Source organism: Streptomyces boluensis (assembly GCF_009908195.1).
GTDB lineage: Bacteria > Actinomycetota > Actinomycetes > Streptomycetales > Streptomycetaceae > Streptomyces > Streptomyces boluensis.
The window spans coordinates 19103-27284 of sequence record NZ_JAAAHS010000056.1 but is presented as its reverse complement, the minus strand read 5'-3'; the positions used below and the strand labels follow the sequence as shown (position 1 = coordinate 27284).

7 protein-coding genes are annotated in these 8182 nt (G+C 73.9%); 4 read left to right on the top strand and 3 right to left on the bottom strand.

What is annotated here, in order from left to right; translation table 11 throughout:
* The first annotated feature begins 294 nt into the window (after positions 1–294).
* Genes mftE through mftF form a run of 3 tightly spaced genes read left to right on the top strand, consistent with a single transcriptional unit; the run spans position 295 to position 3382 of the window.
* The gene (gene mftE, locus GUY60_RS10630; protein ID WP_161696270.1) at positions 295–1098 is read left to right on the top strand and encodes a mycofactocin biosynthesis peptidyl-dipeptidase MftE; all 804 of its coding nucleotides are present in this window, start codon (positions 295–297) and stop codon (positions 1096–1098) included.
* Entirely contained in the window at positions 1095–1880 is a 786-nt protein-coding gene (locus GUY60_RS10625) for a mycofactocin-coupled SDR family oxidoreductase (protein ID WP_161696268.1), read from the top strand. The genes mftE and GUY60_RS10625 overlap by 4 nt, the downstream gene beginning before the upstream one ends.
* The gene (mftF, locus tag GUY60_RS10620; RefSeq protein WP_223178677.1) at positions 1877–3382 is read left to right on the top strand and encodes a mycofactocin biosynthesis glycosyltransferase MftF; all 1506 of its coding nucleotides are present in this window, start codon (positions 1877–1879) and stop codon (positions 3380–3382) included. Before GUY60_RS10625 ends, mftF begins: the two co-directional genes overlap by 4 nt.
* On the opposite strand, the gene GUY60_RS10615 is transcribed toward mftF, so the two are convergent.
* The 3 genes from GUY60_RS10615 to GUY60_RS10605 are packed head-to-tail and all read right to left on the bottom strand — an operon-like array spanning position 3342 to position 7018.
* Entirely contained in the window at positions 3342–4112 is a 771-nt protein-coding gene (locus tag GUY60_RS10615; protein WP_161696266.1) for an SDR family NAD(P)-dependent oxidoreductase, read from the bottom strand. The two genes, mftF and GUY60_RS10615, sit on opposite strands and share 41 nt — an antisense overlap.
* On the bottom strand, positions 4109–5362 hold the full coding sequence (locus tag GUY60_RS10610; protein ID WP_161696264.1) for an acyl-CoA dehydrogenase family protein: 1254 nt from the start codon (positions 5360–5362) through the stop codon (positions 4109–4111). The genes GUY60_RS10615 and GUY60_RS10610 overlap by 4 nt, the downstream gene beginning before the upstream one ends.
* Positions 5363–5377: 15 nt before the next feature.
* A complete protein-coding gene (locus GUY60_RS10605; protein WP_312866247.1) occupies positions 5378–7018 on the bottom strand; it encodes an AMP-binding protein in 1641 nt (546 codons plus the stop codon).
* A gap of 179 nt (positions 7019–7197) precedes the next feature.
* Here GUY60_RS10605 and GUY60_RS10600 point away from each other — a divergent pair, with 179 nt between their 5' ends.
* Positions 7198–8079 (top strand): LuxR C-terminal-related transcriptional regulator, encoded by an 882-nt coding sequence (locus GUY60_RS10600; protein ID WP_161696260.1) that lies wholly within the window; start codon positions 7198–7200, stop codon positions 8077–8079.
* Positions 8080–8182: the final 103 nt, after the last annotated feature.

The following is an 8182-nucleotide window of genomic DNA, read 5'->3' as shown; positions in this document are numbered from 1 at the left end:
AGAGACAGGGGGCCACGAGTAGGTCGCGGCCCCCGTCTCCCTCCGCACTGTGCTCAGCGGCGTGCACGCGACCTCGCCTCGCGCGGCGGGCGGATGAACTGCAGCCGCAACGTGGCCGGCGCTTCGGCGATGCCGGGGCCGCCCGCGTCCACCCAGTCGAGCCTTGTCGGGACGTCACTTCACGGTCAGCTGGGTGGGTGTACACGCGGGAGTGCGTGAGCGCCGGTCCCGGCCGACCCGAGTGTGCAGGAATTGCACACTTGGGCACCGCCGTGCGGCGGGACCATGAGCCGCATGACGTCGGCATCCGCGCACCGCACGCATCCCGGCCGCGGCATCGGCACGGCCGAGCCACCCGCCCCTTCCGGCTCCGGCGCCCGCGCCGGAGGCCTCCCGGCCGGACTGGGCAGGCTCACCTGGCCGGAGGCCGGCCTCGATGGGCGCACGCTGCTCATCCCGGTCGGGTCGCTTGAGCAGCACGGCCCGCACCTGCCGCTCGACACGGACACCCGTATCGCGGCCGCGCTCGCCTCGGGGCTCGCCGCGCGGCGCCGGGACGTGGTGGTGGCGCCGGCGATCCCGTACGGATCGAGCGGTGAGCACCAGGACTTTCCCGGGACGGTCTCCGTCGGGCAGCGGGCCCTGGAGCTTTTCATCGTGGAACTGGTCCGGTCCTCTTCCCTCAGCTACGCGCGGACCGTGCTGGTGAACGGGCACGGCGGCAACGGCGAGACGCTGCGGCGGGCCGCACGCCAACTGCGCGGTGAGGGACGGGACATCGCGTTGTGGGCGCCGCACGAGCCGGACGGCGACGCACACGCGGGACGCACCGAGACGTCGCTGATGCTCGCCCTCTGCCCCGAACTCGTCCGACTCGAACTCGCCGCACCAGGCAGTACGGCACCCTTGGCCGCCCTGCTGCCGCAGCTGCGCGCCGAGGGCATGCGCGCGGTCACGGCCAACGGGGTGCTGGGTGATCCCACAGGCGCCAACTCGACTGAAGGACATGCCCTGTTCGAGACAATGCTGCAGCGGCTCGACCGTGCGGTGGCTCCCCCCGCGGTGGCTCCCCGCGCGACGGAGGGGCGTACGCGATGAGAGTGGCCGTGGTCACCGGTGCGGGCCGAGGAATGGGGGCCGCGATCACCCGTGCCCTCTCGGCGGACGGCTGGGCGGTCGTCGCCGTCGACGTCTGCGCGGACAACCCCGGGCTCGGCTACTCCCTCGCCGAGCCCGCCGATCTCGAGGCGACGGCCAAGAGCTGCGCGTTCCCGGACCTGGTCCGCACGGTGCGCGCGGACGTCCGCGACCAAGCGGCTCTCGACGGCGCGGTGGCGACCGCCGTCGACGCGTTCGGCGGCCTGGACGCGGCGGTCGCCGCCGCCGGGGTCATCGCGGGCGGCGGCCCGGCCTGGGAGACGCCGGACGACGCCTACGCCGCCCTGATGGACGTGAACGCCGGTGGAGTTCACCGCCTCGCCTCGGCCGCGGTGCCCGCGCTGCTGCGCCGCCCGGCCCCACGGGACGGCCGCTTCGTCGCCGTGGCCTCGGCGGCCGCCCACCGCGGCCTGCCCCGCCTCGCGGCGTACTGCGCCTCCAAGCACGCGTGCGCCGGATACGTCCGTGGCCTCGCCGCCGACCTGCGCGGCACCGGCATCACCGCCAACTCCGTCAGCCCCGGCTCCACGGAGACGGCGATGCTCACGGAGTCCGCCCGCATCTACGACCTGGACGGCCCCGACGACTTCGCCCACCAGGCCCTGCTTGAACGCCTGTTGGCCCCCGAGGAGATCGCGGAGACGATCCGCTGGCTGTGCTCCCCGTCGAGCAGCGGCCTGACGGGGAGCGTGCTGAGGGTGGACGGCGGGCTGACGACGTGAACGGTCCCGCGCGTCCTGGGGAGTCGATGCGGCTGCCCGCCGACTTTCAGATCGTCCTCGACCCCGGCGTGCGACGGCTCGACGAGGGGCGGGTGCTCCTTGGCGGATCGCCGCTGCGGATGGTGCGGCTGCGGACCGCCTCCGCCGTCCGGGAGTTGGCGTGCCTGGAGCGGGGCGAGGCCGTTGGCGCCGGTGCCCGGTCCGTGCTTGCCCGGCGCTTGCTGGATGCCGGGCTCGCCCAGCCGCGGCCCGGTCACGGTGAGCCCGCTGCCGGCGGCGGGCTCACCGTGGTGATCCCAGTGCGGGACCGGCCCGTCGCCCTGCGGCGCTGTCTCGCGGCGCTGGCCCGGGACCCGGCGTGCGACGAGGTTCTGGTCGTGGACGACGCCTCGGAGCGGCCCGAACTCACCGCGAAGGCCGCGGCGCAGTACGGCGCGCGGGTGCTCCGCCGCGACCGTCAGGGCGGTCCGGCGGCGGCGCGCAACACGGGGTTGCGTCGGTGCCGTACCCCCTTGGTCGCCTTCGTCGACTCGGACTGCGTACCGGGTCCGGGATGGCTCGACGCGCTGCTTCCGCACTTCCGGGACCCGGCCGTGGCCGCCGTCGCACCGCGCATCACCGGGCTGCCCGGACCGGGCGGCCCGCTCGTCGCCTACGAGGCGTGCCGTTCCTCGCTCGACCTGGGGCCGGCCGAGGGACGCGTGGCGCCCGGGACCCGTATCTCCTACGTGCCGTCGGCGGCGCTCCTCGTACGGAGGGAGGCGGCGGGCGGCGGCTTCGACGAGGAGTTGGACGTCGGGGAGGACGTCGACTTCGTGTGGCGGGTGCACCGGGCCGGCTGGACCGTCCGCTACGAGCCGGGTGCCACGGTCGCGCACGACCACCGCGTCCGGTTCGGGCCGTGGCTGGGGCGCCGCTTCGCCTACGGGACGTCGGCGGCGCCGCTGGCCCTGCGGCACCCCGGCGACGTACCGCCCGTCGCGGTCTCCGTCTGGAGCGCCGCCGCCTGGGTCCTCCTCGCGGCCGGGCGACCGGCGGCCGCGCTCGCGCTCACCACCGGCACGTCGGTGCTGCTCAGCCGCAAACTGGCAGTGGAGAAAGGGGCGTTGCCCGCCGCCGCGCGACTCGCCGGGCTCGGCACGCTGTACGCGGGGCGGAACCTGGCGAGCGGAATGACGCGCGCCTGGTGGCCCGTGTCCGCCGCGCTGGCCGTCCGCTCACGCCCCGTCAGACGAGCGCTGATCGCCGCCGTGGTGGGCCAGGCCGTGGACGACTGGGTGCGGCTGCGGCCGGGGCTCGACCCCGTCCGGTTCCTGGCCGCCCGGACGCTCGACGACGCGGCGTACGGCGCGGGGCTCTGGTGGGGCGCGCTCAGGTCGGGCAGCGTGCAGGCGCTGCTGCCCGACCTGTCAAGCCGGCCCCGGTCACGGACGAAACGGCACCCGGCACGGACGAAACGGCTCAGCGAGGCGCCATCCGCAGAGCCCCGTCGAGGCGGATGACTTCTCCGTTGAGCATCGGGTTCTGAGCGATGTGCCGTGCCAGCGCGCCGAATTCGGCCGGGTCGCCGAGGCGAGCCGGGTGCGGCACCTGCCCGCCGAGGGAGGCCCGTGCCTCCTCCGGAAGGCCCGCCAGCAGAGGCGTGTCGAACAGGCCCGGCGCGATCGAGACCACCCGGATCAGATGCGGGGCGAGATCGCGCGCCACCGGCAGCGTCAGACCGGCCACGCCGCCCTTTGACGCGGCGTACGCGGCCTGCCCCATCTGCCCTTCGTACGCGGCGATCGACGCCGTGGCGATGAGGACCCCCCGCTCTCCGTCCACCGGTTCGGCCTCGGCGATGCGGTGGGCGGCGAGCCGGAACACATTGAACGTGCCGACGAGGTTGACCTGGACCACGCGGGCGAAGGCGTCGAGGCCGAGCGGCTCGCCCCGCGACAGCACACGGCCGGGCGTCGCGACCCCGGCGCAGGACACGGCGGCACGCAACGGGGCCAGTTCGGACGCGGCGTCCACGGCGGACCGGACGGTGTCGGGGTCGGTCACGTCGCAGGGCGCGAAGCGGACCCGGGGCCCGATCGCGGCCAGTTCCGCGGCGACGTCGGCGCCGGGGGAACCCGGCAGGTCGGCGATGACCACATGGGCCCCGGCGCGCAGCAGTTCGGTCGCGGTCGCCCGGCCGAGGCCGCTGGCGCCGCCGGTCACGAGCGCGGAGATTCCGTCGAGTTTCATGCGCGGGCCTCCGCGTACGGGTGCGCCATTGCGCACGGTTGGGACAGGACGTGCGCAGCCGGGCCCGCCGGGCCGCGGGCGAGGTCGCGGCTGATGACCATGCGCTGGATCTGGTTGGTGCCCTCGAAGATCTGCATGACCTTCGCCTCCCGCATGTACCGCTCCACGGGGAAGTCGCGGGTGTACCCGGCGCCGCCGAACACCTGCACCGCGTCGGTCGTCACGCGCATCGCCGTCTCGGAGGCGGTGAGTTTGGCGATGCTGGCCTCCCGGCTGTAAGGCAGACCGGCGTCCTTGCGGCGTGCGGCGGCCAGCACCGTCGCCCGCGCGGACTCCACGGCGGCCGCCATGTCGGCGAGCAGGAACGCCAGGCCCTGGTGGTCGATGATCGGCCGGCCGAAGGTCTCCCGTTCCTTGGCGTACGCCAAGGCGTCGTCGAGGGCGCCCTGGGCGAGCCCGACGGCGACGGCCGCGATCCCGAGCCGCCCCGCGTCCAGGCTCGCGAGGGCGATGGCCAGGCCCTGTCCCTCGTCGCCGATCCGCTGCGCCGCCGGAACCCGTACGTCGTCGAACCGCATCGTCGCCGTGGCCTGTGCGGTCAGGCCCATCTTCCGCTCGGGCGGGTCCGCGGAGAGGTTGGACGAGCCGGCGGGTACGAGGAAGCAGGAGACGCCCCGGGAGCGGTGTTCGGAGGTGCGGGCCATCACCGTGTAGAAGTCGGCGTGCCCGCCGTGGGTCGTCCAGGCCTTCTCGCCCCGCAGCACGTACGCGCCGGGGTCCGCGCCCCCGTCGGCATCCGTGTGCGTGCCGGTGGACCGGCGGGCGCTGGTGCGCATCGCGGCCGGGTCGGAGCCCGCGTGCGACTCCGACAGGCAGTAGGCGCCGAGGAGTTCACCCTCAAGGAGCTCCGGCAGCCATCGCGCCTTCTGCTCCTCCATGCCGTGGGTGGCCAGGGCGAAGCAGGACAGCGCGTGCACGCTCACCCCGACACCGATGCTCGCCCAGCGCGCCGCGATCTCCTCGACGACCTGCAGATACACCTCGTACGGCTGACCGCCGCCCCCGAACTCCGCCGGGTAGGGCAGGCCGAGGAGCCCGGCTCGGCCCAGCGTGTGGAACACGTCCCGCGGGAAGGTCTCCGCGGCCTCGTCCGCACAGGCGCGCGGGGCCAGGGCCCGGTCGGCGATCTCCCGGGTCAGATCGAGGAGTTCCGCCGCTTCCTCGGACGGCAGCAGGCGTGACACAGACATGGCATCGGTCTCCACTCATGAGGGGTGCGGGGCGCTTCCCGCGGGGGTCTGCTTGCGGAGCTCCCGCAGGACGTACCGCTGGATCTTTCCGCTGGAGGTCTTGGGCAGCCGGTCGACGAAGTGGACGGCCCGGGGGTAGGCGTGCGCCGCGAACTTCCGCTTGACCAACTCCTTGAGTTCCCCGACGAGTTCGTCGCCCGTCGGCGTATCGGCGCGCAGCACGACGTACGCCTCAAGGACCTCACCGCGCAGGGCGTCCGGGACGCCGACGACGGCCGCCTCCACGACACGGTCGTCCTGCATGAGCACGCTCTCGACGTCGAAGGGGCCGATCCGGTAGCCGGCCATGATGATCACGTCGTCGTCGCGGGCCGAGAAGGAGTAGAGGCCGTCCTCGTCCTTGCTGCCGACGTCGCCGGTGAGGTACCAGCGGGCATCGGAGGTGAAGCGCTCGGCGGTCTTGTCCGGCGCGTCGGCATATCCGTGGAACCACATCAGCGGGCTGTCGACCACATTGATCGCGATCCGGCCGCGGGTGCCCGGCGCCGCGGGCTCGTCCCGTTCGGCGTGCAGCACTTCGGTGGACCAGCCGGGCAGCGGGCGGCCCATCGCCCCGGGCCGGACGGGACGGCGTACGTCGTCCGCCCAGCCGTTGACGATCACCATGCCGTGCTCGGACTGCCCGTACTGGTCGTGCACGGCCACGCCGAGTTCCCGCTCCGACCAGGAGATGACCTCCGGAGTGAGGGGCTCGCCCGCCGAGGAGGCGCGCCGCAGCCGCAGCCCCTCGGGCACGGGTTCGTCGGCCGCGCGCAGGCTGCGGTACACGGTGGGCGCGGCCGCGAAGTTGGTGACGCCGAACTGCCGCATCACGCGCCAGGTCAGGCCGGCCGAGAAGCCGGCGTGCAGCAGGAGGCTGCGGGTGCCGGCGGCCAGCGGGCCGAGGACGGCGTAGTACAGGCCGTACGCCCAGCCCGGGTCGGCGGCGTTCCAGAACACGTCGTCGGGCCGCACATCGAGGCCGTACTCGAGATACGCCTGGAACGAGGCAAGGGCCCGGACCGGCACCGGAACCCCCTTGGGCGCGCCGGTGGTGCCGGAGGTGAACAGCAGGACCAGTGCGCCGTCGCCGCCGCGTGCGACCGCGCGGCCCTGGGGTTCGTCACCGGTGTACCGCGAGAGCAGCGCTCCGAAGGAGAGCGCGTGTTCGTCGGCCGAGCCGCCCGCGACGACGATCACCCACGGGGGCCGGACCGGCATGCCGTCGCCCGGGGCGAGCTTGCCGAGCTGGTCGGTGTCGACCACGACGGCCTTGGCCTTCGACGCCTTCAGGCGCAGCGCGATGGCGGGCGGCGCGAACGCCGTGAACAGCGGCACGTGCACGGCGCCGCGGCGCCAGATGCCGAGCAGGGCCACGATCAGGTCGGCGGACTTGCCCATCAGCGTGGCGACCGCGTCGCCCGGACCGATCCCGAGGTCCGCGAGGGCCGCCGCGAATCTGGCCGAATCCCGGCGCAACTGTCCGTAGGTGAGGTCATGGGACGACAGGTCCGACTCGACGACCGTGAAGGCCACAGCGTCGGCGGGATGCCGGTCGCACAGCAGGTCGGCGGCGCAGGCGCCGGGGGTGTCGAACTCCCCGAGCAGCTCGCGCACACGGTCTGCCGGGGCGGCCGCAGCAGTACTCTTCCCCTGCTCAGAGGGTGATCGTCCGATCCTGGACACTCAGCACACCTTCCTGTTGCACCGTGCACCGAACCTTTGCGGTGGCATTACGGGGACTTATGCTCCGGGTTACTCGGATGGCCGACTACCCCCGGAAAGGGGCAGAGGCAATGCATTCCATTCCGGACACGTCCCTGAGGCCCGACGACGGCGATGCATTCCGGCAGGCACTCCGGACGGCCCAGCGGCGCGCGGAGCTCCCCGTGGTCTTCGGGGGCCAGGTCGCGGACGGAATCCTGAACCTGTCGCAGCTGATCGGGGTCCGCACGAAGGGCCTGCGCGGACTGAGCGTGCTGTCCGAGACCGGCCTCGGCGGGCGGGTCCTGGCGAGCCGGCGGCCCGCTTCGGTCGCGGACTACTGCACGGCCGAATCGATCACGCACGACTACGACGTCCCGGTGGCGGCAGAAGGTATCCGCTCGGTGGTCGCCGTTCCCGTCATGGTGTCCGGTGCCGTGCGCGGTGTGCTCTACGCCGCCTCACGCGCGGCGGAGCCCCTCGGGGACCGGGCGACGGACGTGGTGGTGGGCGAGTCGCGGCGGCTTGCCGGCGAGATCGCCACGCGGGACGAGGTGGACCGGCGGCTGAGGTTCCTGCGGGTCGCGGAGAGCAATACCGCTTCCGCGGCAGGGGAGTTGGCGGTCGATGAGGTACGTGAACTGCACGCCGAGCTGCGCGCCATCGCCCAGGCCGTGCGGGACGACTCCCTGCGCGACCGGCTGCACGACGCGTGCCGGCGCCTGACGGGCAACGGCCCCGGTCCGGGCCCGCAGGAGCGGGCGCACCCGGAACGGCGCGCGCCGCTGTCCCCGCGGGAGGTCGACGTCCTGGCCCAAGTGGCGCTGGGCTGCAGCAACGCCGAGGCCGGGCGGCGCCTTTCGCTGCTGCCGGAGACCGTCAAGGCGTATCTGCGCAGCGCCATGCGCAAACTCGACACGCACACCCGTTTCGAAGCGGTGGTGGCCGCACGCCGTCGGGGGCTGCTGCCCTGAGCGGACTCGGGGAACCGATGCACGCCCTCACTTCCCCGAGACAGCTCAGCCGCCCGTGGGGAGCGCGTGGAGATCGTGCGCACGCCCCTGGTCAGGCGATGCG